This is a genomic window from Acidovorax sp. T1, assembly GCF_002176815.1.
GTDB lineage: Bacteria > Pseudomonadota > Gammaproteobacteria > Burkholderiales > Burkholderiaceae_C > Acidovorax.
Genome location: NZ_CP021648.1, coordinates 2,010,767 through 2,028,833 on the forward strand (window position 1 = coordinate 2,010,767; position 18,067 = coordinate 2,028,833).

At 53.7% G+C, this 18,067-nt stretch carries 14 protein-coding genes and 2 pseudogenes; all 16 read left to right on the forward strand.

What is annotated here, in order from left to right; genetic code table 11:
• The first annotated feature begins 8 nt into the window (after nt 1-8).
• The 16 genes and pseudogenes from CCX87_RS09380 to CCX87_RS09445 all read left to right on the forward strand — a co-directional run bounded on the left by CCX87_RS09380 (nt 9) and on the right by CCX87_RS09445 (nt 18,067).
• On the forward strand, nt 9-2,243 hold the full coding sequence (locus CCX87_RS09380) for a polysaccharide biosynthesis tyrosine autokinase (protein WP_087745772.1): 2,235 nt from the start codon (nt 9-11) through the stop codon (nt 2,241-2,243).
• A gap of 13 nt (nt 2,244-2,256) precedes the next feature.
• Nucleotides 2,257-3,009 carry a polyprenyl diphosphate synthase gene (gene uppS / locus CCX87_RS09385; protein ID WP_232476521.1) on the forward strand — a complete coding sequence of 251 codons (753 nt, stop codon included), beginning with the start codon at nt 2,257-2,259 and terminating at the stop codon, nt 3,007-3,009.
• Nucleotides 3,010-3,561: 552 nt separating this feature from the next.
• Complete coding sequence (locus tag CCX87_RS21480) at nt 3,562-3,687, forward strand: hypothetical protein (protein ID WP_255378704.1); 126 nt, start codon at nt 3,562-3,564, stop codon at nt 3,685-3,687.
• 57 nt (nt 3,688-3,744) lie between these two features.
• A complete protein-coding gene (locus CCX87_RS09390) occupies nt 3,745-5,271 on the forward strand; it encodes a mannose-1-phosphate guanylyltransferase/mannose-6-phosphate isomerase (RefSeq protein ID WP_087745776.1) in 1,527 nt (508 codons plus the stop codon).
• 3 nt (nt 5,272-5,274) lie between these two features.
• A complete protein-coding gene (gene fcl / locus CCX87_RS09395; protein ID WP_087745778.1) occupies nt 5,275-6,282 on the forward strand; it encodes a GDP-L-fucose synthase in 1,008 nt (335 codons plus the stop codon).
• Between the two features lie 519 nt (nt 6,283-6,801).
• The gene (gene gmd / locus CCX87_RS09400; RefSeq protein ID WP_087748264.1) at nt 6,802-7,938 is read left to right on the forward strand and encodes a GDP-mannose 4,6-dehydratase; all 1,137 of its coding nucleotides are present in this window, start codon (nt 6,802-6,804) and stop codon (nt 7,936-7,938) included.
• Nucleotides 7,939-8,212: 274 nt separating this feature from the next.
• Entirely contained in the window at nt 8,213-8,464 is a 252-nt protein-coding gene (locus tag CCX87_RS09405; protein ID WP_087745779.1) for a FitA-like ribbon-helix-helix domain-containing protein, read from the forward strand.
• Nucleotides 8,461-8,904: a type II toxin-antitoxin system VapC family toxin gene (locus CCX87_RS09410; protein WP_087745781.1), complete on the forward strand. Its 444-nt coding sequence runs from the start codon at nt 8,461-8,463 to the stop codon at nt 8,902-8,904. Before CCX87_RS09405 ends, CCX87_RS09410 begins: the two co-directional genes overlap by 4 nt.
• Nucleotides 8,905-8,912: 8 nt before the next feature.
• Nucleotides 8,913-9,335: pseudogene (locus CCX87_RS09415) on the forward strand (UDP-glucose 6-dehydrogenase); the annotation flags it as partial.
• Nucleotides 9,336-10,008: 673 nt separating this feature from the next.
• Nucleotides 10,009-10,926 (forward strand): annotated as a pseudogene (locus CCX87_RS09420) (UDP-glucose dehydrogenase family protein); the annotation flags it as partial.
• A 9-nt stretch (nt 10,927-10,935) separates the two neighbouring features.
• Nucleotides 10,936-12,258, forward strand: a complete 1,323-nt coding sequence (locus CCX87_RS09425) for a flippase (protein ID WP_232476523.1) — start codon at nt 10,936-10,938, stop codon at nt 12,256-12,258.
• Between the two features lie 155 nt (nt 12,259-12,413).
• Nucleotides 12,414-13,346: a glycosyltransferase family 2 protein gene (locus CCX87_RS09430; RefSeq protein WP_198314779.1), complete on the forward strand. Its 933-nt coding sequence runs from the start codon at nt 12,414-12,416 to the stop codon at nt 13,344-13,346.
• Nucleotides 13,343-14,587 carry a glycosyltransferase family 4 protein gene (locus CCX87_RS09435; protein WP_198314780.1) on the forward strand — a complete coding sequence of 415 codons (1,245 nt, stop codon included), beginning with the start codon at nt 13,343-13,345 and terminating at the stop codon, nt 14,585-14,587. Before CCX87_RS09430 ends, CCX87_RS09435 begins: the two co-directional genes overlap by 4 nt.
• A gap of 201 nt (nt 14,588-14,788) precedes the next feature.
• Nucleotides 14,789-16,057, forward strand: coding sequence for an oligosaccharide repeat unit polymerase (locus CCX87_RS20790; protein WP_143218434.1), 1,269 nt, complete (start codon nt 14,789-14,791; stop codon nt 16,055-16,057).
• The gene (locus tag CCX87_RS09440; protein ID WP_087745785.1) at nt 16,054-16,806 is read left to right on the forward strand and encodes a glycosyltransferase; all 753 of its coding nucleotides are present in this window, start codon (nt 16,054-16,056) and stop codon (nt 16,804-16,806) included. The genes CCX87_RS20790 and CCX87_RS09440 overlap by 4 nt, the downstream gene beginning before the upstream one ends.
• A 43-nt stretch (nt 16,807-16,849) precedes the next feature.
• Nucleotides 16,850-18,067 carry a glycosyltransferase family 4 protein gene (locus CCX87_RS09445; RefSeq protein WP_087745787.1) on the forward strand — a complete coding sequence of 406 codons (1,218 nt, stop codon included), beginning with the start codon at nt 16,850-16,852 and terminating at the stop codon, nt 18,065-18,067.

Consider the following 18,067-nt stretch of genomic DNA (forward strand, 5'->3'; position numbering starts at 1 on the left):
TTCAACGTATGAGCCTTCCACCAACCAACCTGCCCGTCATGCAGTCCATGCCAGAAGACGATGGCGACGAAATCAATCTGCTCGAGCTGCTCGATGTGGTGCTCGACAGCCGTTGGCTGATTGCCAGCGTGACCGCCGTGGCGCTTTCCGTGGGCGTGGCCTATGCGCTGCTCAGCACGCCCATCTACGAAGCCAACACACTCATCCAGGTCGAAGACAGCAAGGCCGGCGGCATGGGCAGCCTGCTGGGCGACATGGGCAGCATGTTTGACATCAAGTCGCCCGCCACCGCCGAAATCGAGCTGCTGCGATCGCGTCTGGTGGTTGGCCAGGCCGTGGCCAACCTCCAGCTCGACCTGGCGGTCCAACCCAAATACCTGCCCCTGGTGGGCCGCTGGCTGGCCCGGCGCGCCACCGAGCCATCCACCCCCGGTTTTATGGGCATGGACGGCTATGTCAGCGGCACCGAAGACCTGAAAGTGGCCTACCTGCAAGTGCCCCAGGCGCTGGAAGGCAACCGCTACACCGTGGCCTTGACGACCCAGGGCTACGAGCTGCGCTCACCCGAAGGCGACAGCCTGGGGCAGGGCAGCCTGGGCCAGCCCCTGGCCTTCAAGCACGAGGGCGTGTCGGGCGAATTGCTGGTGGCCGCCGCGGTGGGCAATCCGGGTGCCGAGTTTTATGTCACCCGCTCCTCGCGTCTGGACGTGACCGAAAGGCTGCAAAGGGACATGAATATTGCCGAGCAGGGCAAGCAGTCCGGCGTCATCAGCGCCAGCCTGGAAGGCAAAGACCCCGAGCTCATTGCCCGCACCCTCAACGAAATCGGCGCGCTTTATGTGCGCCAGAACGTTGATCGCAAGGCCGCCGAGGCAGAAAAATCCATCCGCTTCCTCGACTCCCAACTGCCCCAGCTGCGCAAGGAGCTGGAAGCCTCCGAAGAGAAATTCAACCAGTTCCGCAACCGCAACGGCACCTTTGACCTGGGCACCGAGGCCAAGGTCATTCTGGATCAGGCCGTCAAATACCAGACCACCCTGGTAGAGCTGCAGCAAAAGCGCAAAGAACTCGAAGCCCGTTTTACCGCCCAGCACCCCACCATCCAAACCATCGATGCCCAGATCAAGAGCATCAATGGCGACCTCGCCGCCTTGTCCGGCAAGGTCAAAACCTTCCCCAACGTCGAGCAAGACCTGCTGCGCCTGACGCGCGACGTCAAGGTCAACAACGAGCTCTACACCGGCCTGCTCAACAGCTTCCAGCAGCTGCGCCTGGTGAAGGAGGGCAAGGTCGGCAATGTGCGCATTGTGGACGTGGCCGCCGTGCCCGAGCGCCCCGTCAAGCCCAAGCGCTCGATGGTGGTGGCGCTGGCCGCCGTGCTGGGCCTGCTGGCAGGCCTGGCGCAGGCTTTTGTGCGCAACAGCCTGCGCCCCGGCATCAAGGACCCGGCCGACATCGAGCAACACGCCGGCCTGCATGTATTTGCCAGCGTGCCGCACTCTGATGCGCAGACACTGCAGGCCAAGGCCGTTGCGGCCAAGAGCCCCGGCAACCATGTGTTGGCCGTGGTGGCGCCGCAAGACCCTGTGGTCGAAAGCCTGCGCAGCCTGCGCACCGCTTTGCAGTTCGCCATGCTGGACGCCACCAACAACATCGTGCTCATTACCGGCCCCACGCGGGGCATTGGCAAATCGTTTGTCAGCGTCAACTTTGTCACCGTGCTGGGCGCGGCCAACAAAAAGATACTGCTGGTGGATGCCGACCTGCGCAAAGGCTACCTGAACCAATACTTTGGCCAGGGCCGCGAACGCGGCCTGAGCGAAGTGGTGAGCGGCACCGTGCCGCTGGCCGACGCACTGCGCCGCAACGTCGTCCCCAACGTGGACTTTCTGGCCACCGGCACCTTGCCGCCCAACCCGGCCGAGCTGCTGATGACACCCGCCATGCAAGCCCTGCTGACCCAACTTGCCAGCCAGTACGACCTGGTCCTCATCGACACCCCGCCGGTGCTGGCCGCCTCGGACACCGCCATCCTGGCGCCGCTGGCCGGTGCCGTGTTCATGGTGGCGCGGGCCGAGGTCACCAGCCTGGGCGAACTGCAAGAGTCTGCCAAGCGCCTGTCACACAGCGGCGTGCAGACCCGGGGCGTGATCTTCAACGACCTCAACACCACCAGGCGCCGCTATGGCTATGGCGTGGGCTACAAGTACGGCAAATACCGCTACACCAACTACCAATATTGAAGTCGGGATACCCATGAGCAAGCCCCTGCCAACGCCCAGTGCGCCGCAACACGTCGCCGTCATCATGGACGGCAACCGCCGCTGGGCCAGAGAGCACGGCGTGCCCAAGGCCATCGGGCATGCCCGTGGCGCCAAGCGTGTGCGGGGCCTGGTCGAAGCGTGCATGGCGCGTGGCATGCGCCACCTGACCTTGTTTGCCTTCAGCACAGAAAACTGGAAACGCCCGGCGGATGAGGTCAGCAGCCTGATGGGGCTGTTCGTGCTTTACCTGCAAAAAGAAGCCAGCGACATGCACAAAAATGGCGTGCGCCTCAAGGTCATCGGCGACCGCAGCGCCTTTGATGCCCGGTTGCAAGCATTGATGGCCAACGTCGAAGCCATGACGGCCCACAACACCCAGATCACGCTGACCATTGCCGCCAACTACGGCGGTCGCTGGGACATGTTGCAAGCCATGCAGGCCTGGCACACCGCCAACCCCGGCGCACCCGCCAGCGCCCTGACCGAAGACGCCCTGCGCCCGCACCTGTGCCTGGCCGGCGCCCCTGACCCCGACCTGCTCATCCGCACCGGTGGCGAGTCGCGCATCAGCAACTTCATGCTGTGGCAAAGCGCCTACACCGAGCTGTATTTCACCCCCGCGCTGTGGCCCGACTTCAGCACCGAAGCACTCGACCAGGCGCTGGCCTGGTATGCCGGGCGCGAGCGCCGTTTTGGCGGCGCCGAAGTCCCGAGGCTGGCCGAACAACAACGCATCGCCGGTTAAACCGATTTGCGACGGAGCCACGTTCGATGCGCGCCACGTCCTTCGATACGGCCTTTGGAATCCTTCCTTCGATACGCGCTGCGCGCTACTCAGGACGAACGGGGGAGGGCGAGTATCTGTTTCGGTGCGTTGTGGGGCTATGTCCTTCGATACGGCCTTCGGCCTGCTCAGGACGAACGGGGGAGGGGAGCACCTCCCGTGATACGCACTGCGCCCCATTCAGTGCAAACAGCTGCTCCCCCATATTCACTCCGCCTCCTCCGTTCGTGCTGAGTAGCGCGCAGCGCGTATCGAAGCATGCGAAACCTCCGCTCATCGTTTACCGCAGTCAACCCCCGTGGGTCCCCACCACCCCCGTTCATCCTGAATTGAACTCTCGAAATGATCCACCCCCCGTTCGTCCTGAGTAGGCCGCAGGCCGTATCGAAGGAAGTAGTTTTCGTGCTACTTGATTCATAGCTGCTAGCGCCCGTTTTTATTGGGCCATAGCCAAATTTTGTTAAAAACATCCAACCATGGTGCCCGCCGACCTTCTTGAACGCATCCCCAGCCATGGCTGAAGCGCTCCAGACCTCACCCAAAAACATTGAACGCTGGCTCAAGCAGCTCAAAGACATGCAGAAAATTGAGTTTCGTGGTGCCCCCAAAACTGGCGGTTATTACATTAAAAAGACATGAAATCACCGTCTAGCCGCCGCCCAGAAAGCGCTAACAGCTATAAAAAATGGAGTAAAAATGTCTGTCTTCAGCAGCAGTAACAACGTAGCCCAGGCGCCCCGTGCCAGCCAGCGTGCCGCGACTGATAGCGCCGCTGCCCTCCAGCCCGTCATTCTTTGCGGCGGCAGCGGCACGCGCCTTTGGCCGTTGTCGCGTGCGGGTTACCCCAAGCAGTTTCTGGCCCTGCACGGCCCGCAAACCCTGTTTCAGCAGGCCGCGTTGCGGCTTGGCGCACTGGGTGGGGCAGATTGGTCAGTGGCCGGGCCGCTGGTGGTTGGCAACGAAGAGCACCGCTACACCATGCTCGACCAGTTGCGCACGATCAAGGCCGAGCCCAGCGCCGTGCTGCTGGAGCCGCTGGGCCGCAACACCGCCCCGGCATTGACGCTGGCCGCGCTGCAGGCATTAGAAGGCGGCACCGACCCCGTGCTGGTGGTCACCCCCGCCGACCAGACCGTGACAGACAGCACCGCCTTTACCGCCGCGTTGCAGCACGCCGCCCACGTTGCCAGCACTGGCGCCATCGTCATCCTGGGCATCACCCCCGACCGGCCCGAAACCGGCTATGGCTACATCCGCAGCGAGCCGGCCGACGGCGCCGCGCAAGTGGCCGAGTTTGTGGAAAAACCCGATCTTGCCACCGCCCGCAGCTACCTGGCCCAGGGCGGCTACCACTGGAACTCGGGCATGTTCGTGCTCAAGGCCTCGGTGTGGCTGGCCGCGCTGGAGCAGTTTCGCCCCGACATCGCAGCCGCCTGCCGCAACGCCTGGGCTGCCCGCAGCACCGACGGCCAGTTTGTGCGCCCCGGCAAAACCGAGTTTGCGCAGATTCCGTCTGAGTCCATCGACTACGCCGTGATGGAACACTGCCCCGGCAGCGCCTTCGACATCCGCATGGTGCCGCTGGATGCCGGCTGGAACGACCTGGGCGCCTGGGAAGCCGTCTGGCAGGTGGCCGACAAAGACGCCCACGGCAACGCCGCCGTGGGCGACGTGCTGCTGCACAACAGCCGCAACACCCTGGTGCATGCCAGCAGCCGGCTGGTCAGCGTGGTGGGCCTGGACGACGTAGTGGTGGTCGAAACACCCGACGCCGTGATGGTGAGCCACCGCGCTTGCAGCCAGGACGTGAAAAGCATCGTCGGCCAGCTCAACGACTCGGACCGCAGCGAACACCACCTGCACCGCAAGGTGCACCGCCCCTGGGGCTCATACGACAGCATCGACGCCGGCCCGCGTTTTCAGGTCAAGCGCATCGTCGTCAAGCCTGGCGCCTCGCTCAGCCTGCAAATGCACCACCACCGCGCCGAGCACTGGATCGTCGTCAGCGGCACCGCCGAAGTCACCGTGGGCAGCAAAGTCATCATCCTGACCGAGAACCAGAGCACCTTCATCCCCCTGGGCGAGGTGCACCGCCTGCGCAACCCCGGCAAGGTAGAGCTGGAAATCATCGAAGTGCAGTCTGGCGCCTACCTGGGCGAAGACGACATCGTGCGATTTGAAGACACCTATGGGCGCGTGCCCGTTGAAGTCATTGAAAACTGAACCATGAACACGACCCCTGCCACTGCAAAAATCTACGTCGCCGGCCATCGCGGCATGGTCGGCTCGGCCATCGTGCGCCAGCTGCTGGCCGCCGGCCATGCGCCCGCCAGCATCATCACCCGCACCCATGCCCAGCTTGACCTGACCGACCAGGCCGCCGTGCGCGCCTTCTTTGCCGCTGAAAAGCCAGGCCAGGTCTATCTGGCCGCAGCCAAGGTGGGCGGCATTCACGCCAACAACACCTACCCGGCCGAGTTCATCTACCAAAACCTGATGCTGCAGGCCAATGTGATTGACGCAGCATTTCAAAACGGCGTGCAAAAACTGCTGTTTTTGGGTTCGAGCTGCATCTACCCCCGCCAGGCGCCCCAGCCCATGGCTGAAAACGCCTTGCTCACCGGCCCGCTGGAGCCCACCAACGAGCCCTACGCCATTGCCAAGATTGCCGGCATCAAACTGTGCGAAAGCTACAACCGCCAATATGGCGCCAGCCACGGCGTGGACTACCGCAGCGTCATGCCCACCAACCTGTATGGCCCCGGCGACAACTACCACCCCGAAAACAGCCACGTCATCCCCGCGCTGATCCGCCGCTTTCACGAGGCCAAAGCCAGCCACGCGCCCAAGGTCACCATCTGGGGCACCGGCACGCCCTGCCGCGAGTTTTTGTTTGTGGACGACATGGCCTCGGCCAGCGTGCACGTCATGAACCTGCCCAAGCCCACCTACGACCAGCACACCAGCCCCATGCAAAGCCACATCAACGTGGGTTATGGCAGCGACATCACCATTGCCGAACTGGCCCACACCGTGAGCCAGGTGGTGGGCTACACCGGCGAGATCGACTTTGACACCAGCAAACCCGACGGCGCCCCCCGCAAACTGATGGACAGCAGCCGCCTGCAGTCACTGGGCTGGAAGGCCAAGATGAGCCTGCAAGACGGCTTGGCGCTGGCTTATCGGGATTTTGTGGAAAGTTACGGCCATCAGGATAAGAGGGCGGCGCATTGAACAAGTGCGCTGCTTCGATACGCGCTGCGCGCTACTCAGCACGAACGGGTAGGGGGAATAGCACGAACGGGCTGAGGGGGAATAGCACGAACGGGCTGAGGGGGAATAGCACGAACGGGCTGAGGGGGAATAGCACGAACGGGTAGGAGGAATAGCAGGAACTGGTAGGGGGAATAGCACGAACGGCCGGGAAGTGAATGGTGAACGCCCCCGCCCACCCCGTTCGTCCTGAGTAGGCCGCAGGCCATATCGAAGGAAGCACCCCGTTCGTCCTGAGTAGGCCGTAGGCCGTATCGAAGGAAACACCCCGTTCGTCCTGAGTAGGCCGCAGGCCGTATCGAAGGAAGCACCCCGTTCGTCCTGAGTAGGCCGCAGGCCGTATCGAAGGATGTAGACCAAAGGAAGCAGGCCGTATCGCACGAAGTATCAAAGGGCTCCGCCAACACCCTTACATTGAGTTTTTTCTAAATTAATAACTACCAACGCACGCCCATCAGCGTGAAATTCAAGAGTATCAAAATGAGCATTCAAACCACCGCCCCCAAAGTCGCCCTCATCACCGGCGTCACCGGCCAGGACGGCAGCTACCTTGCCGAATTTCTGCTGGAAAAAGGCTACGTCGTGCACGGCATCAAGCGCCGGGCATCAAGCTTCAACACCGCCCGGGTTGACCACATCTACCAAGACCCGCACACCGACAACGCCCGCTTCAAGCTGCACTATGGCGACCTGAGCGACAGCAGCAACCTCACGCGCATCATCCAGCAAACCCAGCCCGACGAAATCTACAACCTGGGCGCGCAAAGCCATGTGGCCGTCAGCTTTGAAAGCCCCGAGTACACCGCCGACGTGGACGGCATGGGCACGCTGCGCATCTTGGAGGCCATCCGCATCCTGGGGCTGGAGAAAAAAACCCGCTTTTACCAGGCATCCACCAGCGAGCTGTACGGCCTGGTGCAAGAAACCCCGCAAAAAGAAACCACGCCCTTTTACCCCCGCAGCCCCTACGCCGTGGCCAAGCTCTACGCCTACTGGATCACCGTCAACTACCGCGAGGCCTACGGCATGTATGCCTGCAACGGCATCCTGTTCAACCACGAAAGCCCACGCCGTGGCGAAACCTTCGTCACCCGCAAAGTCACGCGCGGCATGGCCAACATAGCCCAGGGCCTGGAAAACTGCCTCTACATGGGCAACATCGACTCCCTGCGCGACTGGGGCCACGCCAAAGACTACGTGCGCATGCAGTGGCTCATGCTGCAGCAAGACCAGGCGGACGACTTCGTGATTGCCACCGGCAAACAGGTCAGCGTGCGCGAATTCATCACCCGCAGCGCCGCCCAACTGGGCGTGACACTGCGCTTTGAAGGGCAGGGCGTGGACGAAGTCGGCGTGGTGGCCGCCATCACCGGCGACAAAGCCCCCGCACTGGCCGTGGGCGACGTGATCGTCAAGATCGACCCACGCTACTTCCGCCCAGCCGAAGTCGAAACCCTGCTCGGCGACCCCACCAAAGCCAAAGAAAAACTCGGCTGGGAGCCCGAAATCACCCTCGACCAGATGATCGAGGAAATGGTAGCCCACGACCTCGACCAGGCCCGCCGCCATGCCCTGCTCAAACACCACGGCTACGAAGTCGCCGTGAGCGTGGATTAAGCCCCCCGTTCGTCCTGAAGCCCCCCGTTCGTCCTGAAGCCCCCCCGTTCGTCCTGAAGCCCCCCCGTTCGTCCTGAAGCCCCCCGTTCGTCCTGACCCCCCCCCCGTTCGTCCTGAGTAGCGCAGCGTATCGAAGGACACATATAAGCCCGCATCCTTCAATACGGCCTGCGGCCTACTCAGGACGAACGGATGGGAGTTGAAAATGCCAACATCTGCCGCGCCAACCATTGATGATTACAATGATTGCATTGAAATCAACTAAAGCAAACCCATGGCCAGCATCACCGTCCGAAACCTCGATGAATCTGTCAAGAACAGCCTGCGTATGCGCGCTGCCAGCCATGGCTGGTCCATGGAACAAGAAATCAGACAGATTCTTCAAGAAACCGTCGCCCCCGAGTCAACCGAACAAATCAGCTTTGCCGAGCGCGTGAACCGCCGATTTACTGGCTTGAAAGCAGAGACCCTTCCCATTGCGCCCCGGCAGACAGCCCGCACCCCGCCCGAGTTCGACAAACCATGAGCAGCCGCTTTCTGCTGGACACCAATGTGCTTTCGGAACTGATGCGCGATCACCCGGCTGCCGCCGTGGTTGACTGGTTTGCGCTGAATACACCTGCCGCCATGTACACCAGCACCATCACCCAGGCCGAAATCCTTACCGGCATTGCCTTGCTGCCCACAGGCAAGCGCCGCACAGCACTGGCCGATGCTGCCGAGCTGATGTTTGCGCAAGACTTTGCCGGAAATTGCCTTGTTTTTGATGCTGCGGCTGCACAAAACTATGCCGTCCTGGTGGCGGCCCGCACCCGGCAAGGGCAGCCCATCTCAACAGAAGACGCACAAATTGCAGCCATCGCCCTGGCCGCGGGGCTGACCGTGGCGACCCGAAACACCAAAGACTTTGAAAACATTGAAGGCCTGACGGTGGCAAACCCCTGGCAAGCCATCACGCCCCATTAACTAAAACCATGAACATCACCATCATCGGCACCGGCTACGTCGGCCTAGTCACCGGCGCCTGCCTTGCAGACCTGGGCAACAACGTGTTTTGCCTTGACGTAGACCAAACCAAGATCGACCTGCTCAACAACGGCGGCGTGCCCATCTACGAACCCGGCCTGAAAGAAGTGATAGAGCGCAACATCGAAGCCGGCCGCCTCACCTTCTCGACCGACGTGGCCGCCAGCGTGGCCCACGGCAGCATCCAGTTCATCGCCGTAGGCACCCCCCCCGACGAAGACGGCAGCGCCGACCTGCAATACGTGCTAGCCGCCGCCCGCAACATCGGCCGCCACATGACCGACTTCAAGGTAGTGGTGGACAAATCCACCGTGCCCGTAGGCACCGCCGACAAAGTCACCGCAGCCATCAACGCCGAACTGGCCTTGCGCTACGGCGAACCCCTGGAACCCACATCACACCCTTCGATACGGCCTGACGGCCTACTCAGGGCGAACGGGGACACCCCAAGCAGCGAGCAACCAGCCACCCCATTCGTGCAGAGCAGCGCGCCCCCAGCCCCGTTCGTGCCAAGCAGCGCGCCCCCCACCCCGTTCATGCTGAGTAGCGCGCAGCGCGTATCGAAGCACGAAGCCCCGGCCGCCTACGATACCCCCACCCCATTCGCCCCAAGCAGCCCCCAAACCCCCACCCCATTCGTGCCAAGCAGCGCGCCCCCAGCCCCGTTCATGCTGAGTAGCGCACCCCCAGCTCCGTTCGTGCTGAGTAGCGCGCAGCGCGTATCGAAGCATGAAGCCCCGGCCGCCTACGATACCCCCACCCCATTCGCCCCAAGCAGCCCCCAAACCCCCACCCCGTTCGCGCCAAGCAGCGCACCCCCCACCCCGTTCATGCCAAGCAGCGCACCCCCCACCCCGTTCATGCCAAGCAGCGCACCCCCCACCCCGTTCGTGCTGAGTAGCGCGCAGCGCGTATCGAAGCATGGAAGCCCCGGCCGCCTACGATACCCCCACCCCATTCGTGCCAAGCAGCGCACCCCCCACCCCGTTCGTGCTGAGTAGCGCGCAGCGCGTATCGAAGCATGAGCCCCACCTCCCCCCCACCTTCTCCGTAGTCTCCAACCCCGAATTCCTCAAAGAAGGCGCCGCCGTAGAAGACTTCACCCGCCCAGACCGCATCGTCCTCGGCGTAGCCAGCGACGCCGCAGGCCAGCAAGCCCTGGCCACCATGCGCCAAATCTACGCGCCCTTCAACCGCAACCACGAACGCACCCGCGTCATGGACGTCAAAAGCGCCGAGTTCACCAAATACGCCGCCAACGCCATGCTGGCCACCCGCATCAGCTTCATGAACGAACTGGCCAACCTGGCCGACCAAGTGGGCGCCGACATCGAACTGGTGCGCCAAGGCATCGGCTCAGACCCCCGCATCGGCTACAGCTTTTTGTACGCCGGCACCGGCTACGGCGGCAGCTGCTTTCCTAAAGACGTGCAAGCCCTGGCCCGCACCGCCCGCGAACACGGCCAAACCCTGCGCGTGCTCGAAGCCGTCGAGGCCGTCAACCACGACCAAAAACAAGTGCTGGTCAACAAAATCCTAGCCAAATATGGCAGCAACCTGGGCGGCAAAACCTTTGCCCTGTGGGGCCTGGCCTTCAAGCCCAACACCGACGACATGCGCGACGCCCCCAGCCGCGTCATCATCAGCGCACTGCTGCGCGCCGGTGCCCACATCGTGGCGCATGACCCCGTGGCCGAAGAAGAAGCCAGGCGCGTGCTGGCGCTGGATCTGGCCGATGCGTCCGCTTTGCTGGCGAAGCTGCAGTTTGCCGACAAGGCCATGGACGTCGTGCAGGGCGCAGACGCCCTGATCATCGTGACCGAGTGGAAGGCTTACCGCAGTCCCAATTGGGCCGCGTTGAAAGCCGCTATGAATGCCCCGGTGATTTTTGATGGGCGGAATCTATATGATCCAGTTGAAATAAAGACGTTGGGTTTTAAATATTACGGCATTGGGCGCTAGGTGCATAAAGTGCTAACCCGCCTTCGCCATCTTTTTATTAAGGCCAAAAGCCATCAGGGATTCCGCCGCTATTTCGCAAATACATCATGGATGTTTGTAGAACAGATTTTTCGCATGATGGCTGGTTTGCTCGTTGGTATATGGGTGGCGCGTTATTTGGGACCAACGCAGTTTGGCGTATTTAGTTATGCCATCGCATTTACCGCTTTATTTGGCAGTATTGCCAAGCTAGGGCTAGACGGGATTGTTGTTCGTGAACTCGTGCGTGATCCTGAACGGCGTGACATTTATATGGGTACGGCGTTCTGGCTAAAGCTAATTGGTTCGGTCGCAATGCTGGTTGTGATGGCGTTTGCCGTTCGATTAACTTCAAATGATGCCATCACCAACCTATATATTTTTATAATTGGCAGTGGCACCCTATTTCAATCATTTGAAGTAGTTGATTTTTATTTTCAATCAAAAGTTTTGTCCAGGTTTGTATCTATCTGCAAACTAACTCAACTCTTCATATCTTCTTTGCTAAAGCTTTGTTTGATCTTTGCAGATGCAGATTTAATATGGTTTGTATTGGTGAGTTTGGTTGATCAAATAACACTTGCCTTATCACTTTTCTTGGCTTATCGCTATCAAAAAGTTGGTAGTTTTTACCGTCATTTTGATCTGACGACAGCAAAGCAGCTGCTTCGTGATAGTTGGCCCCTTATTATTAGTGGTCTTGTTGTGATGGTCTATATGCGGATCGATCAGATCATGATTAAAGAAATGTTAGGAGAGAGAGAAGTAGGACTTTATTCGGCTGCCACTCGAATATCTGAGGTTTGGTACTTTATTCCAATGCTTCTGACTAACTCTTTATTTCCATCCATCGTTAATGCCAAGCAAGTGAGTGAGGAGTTATATTACAAAAGGTTGCAAAAGCTTTTTGAATTCATGTTTTTTATGGCATTTTTTGTGGCATTTGTGCTTACATTCTTTTCGCAATTTATTATAAATATTCTATATGGTAAAAATTACATAGAAGCGGCTGATGTTTTTTCTATACATATATGGGCAGGTGTATTTGTGTTTTTAGGGGTGGGTGCTGGTAAATGGTTTTTAATAGAAAATCTTCAACGGCTAAATTTTTATAGAATATTGGGTGGTGGTGTTCTAAATGTTTCGTTAAATTTTTTACTAATACCTAAATACGGAATTAATGGCGCAGCTTATGCAACAATCGTTTCTCAAGCGTTTGCAAGTGTTTTCTTGAATATAATTCATAAAAAATCAAGGAAAATATTTTTAATGCAAATTCGATCTGTTTTTGTATTTAATCTTCTTCGTCGATAAATGAGACTGGTGCTAGTTATTTGTCGATTACGTTAGATGCGACGCTTTGGTTTTTTGGAGGATGTTGTCGCTCTAAGAAGAGGGATGGCAAGTATTGCCAAAAAGCGAAGGAGAAAAATTATTATTAATAAAGTTAATACGATTGGAGTTCGAAGTTGTTAATTAAAATTGATGCAGAATTTGCACCCATAGTTCTTTTTGTTTTTGCGAGACCAGATCACACGCGTCGCACTTTAGATGCATTGGTAGCTAACAAGCTTGCTGGTGAAAGTGATTTAATAATTTATGCTGATGGGGCGCGCAATGTCGGAGAGCAAGATCGAGTCAATTTAGTTCGTGCCATAGTCAATTCTTTGAGTGGATTCAAGTCGGTTACTGTTGTTGAGCGCGAAATAAACTATGGCCTTGCACGAAATATTATTGAAGGCGTCTCTGATGTTTGTAGTCGCTACGGACGTGCAATCGTTCTTGAAGATGATATTGTGACCAGCCCACAATTCTTAACCTTCATGAATGCAGCGCTTGATAGATATGCGGATGATTCACGCGTTTGGCATATTAGTGGATGGAACTACCCAATTAATACCGAAGGGTTGGGCGATGTGTTTTTATGGCGTCTAATGAATTGTTGGGGTTGGGCAACCTGGGCCGATCGATGGGTGCAATATAAGAAAGAGCCCGCCAGGTTAGTGCGTGAATGGTCATCTGAAGATATCCATCGTTTTAATCTGGATGGGGGGCAAAATTTTTGGGAACAGGTGACGAGAAATAATGATGGGGCATTGAATACGTGGGCCATTTTTTGGTATGCAACTATTTTTGAGAATAATGGTTTTTGTGTTAATCCATCATTATCTTATGTGAATAATATTGGATTGGATGGCAGTGGCGAGAATTGTGGCGGCAGCAATACTGGAATCCTATTGCCAATTAACAATGTCGAGTGTAATGTGTTTGGGTGTGATATTGTAGAAAGTGATATTGCTGTTCAGCGAATTCAGAAATATTATAAAGATCAAAAGAAAACGCTCTTTGTACGCGTAATCAATAAGATTGCAAGATCAACCTTGGGTAGAAATGTTTTATGATGAAGGTTTTTCATCTCAACCATTCTGATATCAATGGGGGGGCTGCCCGTGCTGCCTATCGCATTCATCATGCACTGCGTAATCATAATGTTAACTCCCGAATGCTTGTCAACAGCACTAAGGCGGGCGACTGGACAGTAGATGGTCCAAAGAGCAAAATTGCTAAGGCTGTGGCGTTAATCCGTAGTCCGTTGGCTAGCCTACTAACCAAAACACTGAAAACCGAAAATTCCATCATTCATTCTCCAGCCATAGTGCCTTCACGCTGGAGTAATAATCTCAATTCATCCAATGCAGATGTTATTCACTTGCACTGGATTAATAGTGAAATGATGTCCATTTCAGACATTGGAAATATTAAGAAGCCCGTAGTTTGGACTCTGCACGATATGTGGGCTTTTTGTGGCGCTGAACACGTCACAACGGATTATCGATGGCGTGATGGCTACACGGCTAGGAACCGCCCAAGCCATGAGGCCGGGTTTGATCTGAACCGCTGGACGGCAACGCGCAAGCTTAAGCATTGGAAACGTCCCATGCACATCGTCACGCCCAGTCGCTGGTTGGCTGACTGTGCAAAGGAAAGCGTACTGATGCGTGATTGGCCGATAACGGTTATACCCAATGCCATAGATACTGATACATGGCAGCCTGTGGATAAAGCTCTGGCCCGGTCACTGTTACAGTTGCCCCCCGATGTCCCACTACTGCTGTTTGGCGCATGGGGTGGCACTGGTGATGCACACAAAGGTTTTGACTTGCTGCAATCTGCTCTTAACCACTTGCGTGGTCAATTGCCTGGCCTGGAATTGGTTATTTTTGGTCAATTAGCCCCCCAAGAGTCGGTAGACATGGGCTTTCCCGTCCACTACACCGGTCACCTGCACGATGACGTGAGCATGCGCCTGCTCTACAGTGCGGCTGATGTCATGGTCATCCCCTCGCGCATTGACAATCTCCCGAACACCGGCGTTGAGGCCCACGCCTGCGGCACACCCGTAGTTGCGTTCGACGCCTGTGGATTGCCGGACATTGTGGTCCACCAGCAAACTGGCTATTTGGCTAAGCCTTATAGCACTGACGATTTGGCTCGTGGAATTGAATGGGTTCTATCTAAAAGAGATACCCACCATGCAACAATTTCCATTAATGCTCGGAAAAGAGCTGTTGATTTATGGTCCTCAAGTATTGTTGCGAAACAATATATGAATTTGTATGGAAGTATTGCTTTTGGGCGATAGTTATTATTCGAAAAGCGGCCATATTATTGATTTAAAAATTCACCTTAAAAGAATAAGTGTTTATTTTTGGGTGATTTTTTAAAAATCAGCAAGAGTTAATTATAATTTGCTTGGGATGTCAGGCTTGGTGAGTTAATAATGGCTATATTATTGCCTGTAACTATGTTGGTTATATTTGCATCTTTGTTTTCGTATAGATGCATGGTTAATCCATTTTCGGTTGTTTATGGATGGTGGTTGTTCTGGTTGGTTGTTTCGTCTTTTGGCTTTGGCGGAATGGATTTGCCGAGTGCCAATTTTTATTATTTTCCATCTATATTATTTGTTTCGGCCTCAGTTGGTACATTTTTTGCAAAATTGGTGAGCGCCAAGCAGGATAAGTCAGAAAAATTTGTTAAATTTAATGCGTTATTAACAAAAAGAATTTACAAGATAACTGTAATTTTGGGAATTTTAATTATTCCATTCTTGTATAAATCGATTGGGTTGCTTAATGGTTACGGCGACGATTTGGCAAGCTATCGGAATGATTCTCTTGGTTCAGCTTCAGAAAAGAGTTTGATTTTTGGTAGTGTTTTGTCTTATGTTTTTTATGGATCGATATTTACACCATTATTGTACTTTTGTGCCATTTATGGTGTTTTGGATTTTATTATTTATCGGCGCTGGATTGTGCTTCTTTCATCATCTGTGTTGATGTTTTTTGATGGGGTTATAACTTTTGGGCGATTTGCATTTTATCAGATATTGGTAATTTTTATATTGTCAAAGTGGTTATGTAAATTGCCGAATAAAAGATTGAGCTTGCCTAATTTGAAGAACAGTGCAGATTTAGCGAATAAATCTGGGAAGTGGTTGATGCTAGGAGTTCTTGGTTTTGGGCTTTTAATTACTTTGCTACGATTGGGGGATGGCCAATCATTGTTGGCTGTTGTTCATCACTTTGTTAATTACCATACAGTGGGATTTGTTTTATTTGATAAAGAATTGCAAAATAATTCTTCACAATTAAATTCATTGATAACTTATGGTAGGGCGTCGTTTGGTGGGATTGACGAATACTTGGTATTATTAACCCGGCAGGCTTTTTTTCCTGGCTTGGAGCCCGTCAAGCATGTAATTGGAACATATTTGAATAAATTCACGCTTGTTGGTGCGACTTCCGATGGTTTGCCTTTAATTTATAATGCTTATTACACTGCTATTTATACTCTTTATCTAGATGCTGGTTTTTTTGGTGTTGCTCTTGGCGGTGCTATTTTTGGGTTTTCCGTTTTTGTTTGTGCTCGATCTTGGTCAAAAAATATGAATTTATTTTCATTGTTTCGGCTTCTGTTGCTATTGTATTTGGGTTTTTTCTCGATATTTAACAGTCCGCTTGAGGGTCATAGATTTTGGATTCCATTTCTGATGACTTACGTCTTTCAGAAATTTATGAGGAAGAATTTTAGACTGGGGATTTACAAATGACTGCATCTGGTGACAGATTATCCAGTGAGATGCCAAAAATATCTGTTCTTTCCGCGACATATAATGTTGCTGATTCCATTGAGGTGCTGATTGATTCGCTAAATGCTCAGACTAGCTCGGATTTTGAGTGGATAGTTGCAGATGGTGGTTCTGTGGATGGGACGATTGAATTAATTAAAGAGCGTGCAAACTTTCCGGTTTCAGTAATCAATGGTCCAGACTTTGGAATATATGATGCTTTAAATAAAGCGGTTAAATTGGCTCGCGGCGATTTTTATGTTGTCGCAGGCGCGGACGATAGTTTTTCTTTTGATGCCATTGATCAATATATAAAATTAATTTATTCTACTGAAGCCGATATTGTTACTGCTACTGTGTCCAGTAATGGTGTAATGCTTTTGCCACAGCGTGGGTTGCCATGGCTTAGAGGACAGAATGCATACATATCTAATCACTCAGTTGGTGTTGCAATTCGTCGCTCATTGCATGAGCGGTTTGGCTTCTATAGCAAAAAATTTCCAATTGCTGCCGATCAATTATTTATTAAGACTGTTTGTTCTAATAAAGATGTAAATATTATTTCTGGCAATTTCACTGCTGGAGAGTTTTCGGGATTGGGCGTTTCGTCTGTTGATATTGCTGGATTGCTGACTGAGTCCTTCAGAGTACAGTTGCTAACCGAAAAATTTCGATTTATTCAGTTTTTCCTATTGCTTTATCGGGTCATTAATAATTTTCATAAATTATAAATATATCTACAATATTATTGATGTGGAATGTATTGAAATAAATATGAAAATATTGTTCATTCTTTCGAATATAAGTTTTCCTCCTGTTGAGGGGGCTCATGAGCAGACTTTGCGGGTAATTGACGGGCTTAGTAAACGTGGTTATCGATGTTCGCTTTTAGTTATTTGCAAAAAATCTCTTTCTTTTGATCAAAAAAGTTTTTGTGAAAATTATCCGAATCTGACTCTCTTGAAGGTTTTTGAGGACAGTAGTTCCTACTCATCTGCTTTGCTTTTTCGAATGATGCGGACTGTTGGTGGCGGTGTGTGGCGCGATGAAGTACGGGATAAGTTTTTGAAGTGCCAAAGTGATTTTGACTTGGTTCACGCAGAAGGCATTCCTTTGGCGCCACTTGTCTTTTCGAGCATAAATATTCCTTTTGTGCTGAGCGTAGTTGATGCCTGGTCGCTTCGGCAGTTTCGTCTGGGAAAATCTTATGGAGTGCATGTAAAAGCAGTTGCAAGATTTGTTGCTGCTTTGGTTGGCTTAGTGGCTGAAATTTTTTTGCTCCCGCGCGCGGAAGTTGTACATGTGGTTTCTTCAGCCGATGCGGGATATTTGACTAAATTGAATCCAAGGATCAAGGTCCGAGATATTTCTGTTGCTTTGCCTATGGTGCAGAATACAGAAATTGCTAAAACGTCGGATGAGCAGGCCAACAGTGTTGTTTTAAAGAAGCCGACCCTTGTTTTTTCTGGGGATATAAGAGTTGGTTATATAAGAGATGGTCTGGTGTCTTTTTTGGTGAATGTTTTTCCGAAGCTACTTTGCGATTTTCCTGGCTTGAAGCTCTTGCTTTTGTGCAGGGCATCACCCGTAGGAGCGCTACATCATCTGATAAAAGGTGATAGTGCAATTTCAGTTTTCGAGTGGGTGCCAGACTATGCTGCAGCGATAAAAAGTGCAGACATTGTTGTTTTGCCTGATGCTAATGGAACAGGTCAAAAGAACAGAACCGTTCAGGCTCTTTCACTAGGTGTTCCAGTTGTGGGATCTCCGGCGGCGTTTGAGGGTGTTGGGATTAAAAATTGGCGGCAAGGAGTCATTGCTAAAACTCCTGAAGAATTTGTTTTTGGTATCCGGTCACTACTGACACGTCCTTCTTTGGCCGTTAAAATCGCTACTAATGCGGAGCGGTTTGCAATTTCAAGATTTTCGCTTTCTGTTATTTTAAGTCAATGGGATAATCTTTATCGCGATGCTTTGAATGCAAAAATATAA

Coding starts and splice junctions, on each gene's coding strand:
- CCX87_RS09435 (WP_198314780.1), top strand. CDS start 13,343: ATGATGAAGGTTTTTCATCTCAACCATTCTGATATCAATGGGGGGGCT.
- CCX87_RS20790 (WP_143218434.1), top strand. CDS start 14,789: ATGGTTAATCCATTTTCGGTTGTTTATGGATGGTGGTTGTTCTGGTTG.
- fcl (WP_087745778.1), top strand. CDS start 5,275: ATGAACACGACCCCTGCCACTGCAAAAATCTACGTCGCCGGCCATCGC.
- CCX87_RS09440 (WP_087745785.1), top strand. CDS start 16,054: ATGACTGCATCTGGTGACAGATTATCCAGTGAGATGCCAAAAATATCT.
- CCX87_RS09445 (WP_087745787.1), top strand. CDS start 16,850: ATGAAAATATTGTTCATTCTTTCGAATATAAGTTTTCCTCCTGTTGAG.
- CCX87_RS09410 (WP_087745781.1), top strand. CDS start 8,461: ATGAGCAGCCGCTTTCTGCTGGACACCAATGTGCTTTCGGAACTGATG.
- CCX87_RS09390 (WP_087745776.1), top strand. CDS start 3,745: ATGTCTGTCTTCAGCAGCAGTAACAACGTAGCCCAGGCGCCCCGTGCC.
- CCX87_RS21480 (WP_255378704.1), top strand. CDS start 3,562: ATGGCTGAAGCGCTCCAGACCTCACCCAAAAACATTGAACGCTGGCTC.
- CCX87_RS09380 (WP_087745772.1), top strand. CDS start 9: ATGAGCCTTCCACCAACCAACCTGCCCGTCATGCAGTCCATGCCAGAA.
- uppS (WP_232476521.1), top strand. CDS start 2,257: ATGAGCAAGCCCCTGCCAACGCCCAGTGCGCCGCAACACGTCGCCGTC.
- CCX87_RS09405 (WP_087745779.1), top strand. CDS start 8,213: ATGGCCAGCATCACCGTCCGAAACCTCGATGAATCTGTCAAGAACAGC.
- gmd (WP_087748264.1), top strand. CDS start 6,802: ATGAGCATTCAAACCACCGCCCCCAAAGTCGCCCTCATCACCGGCGTC.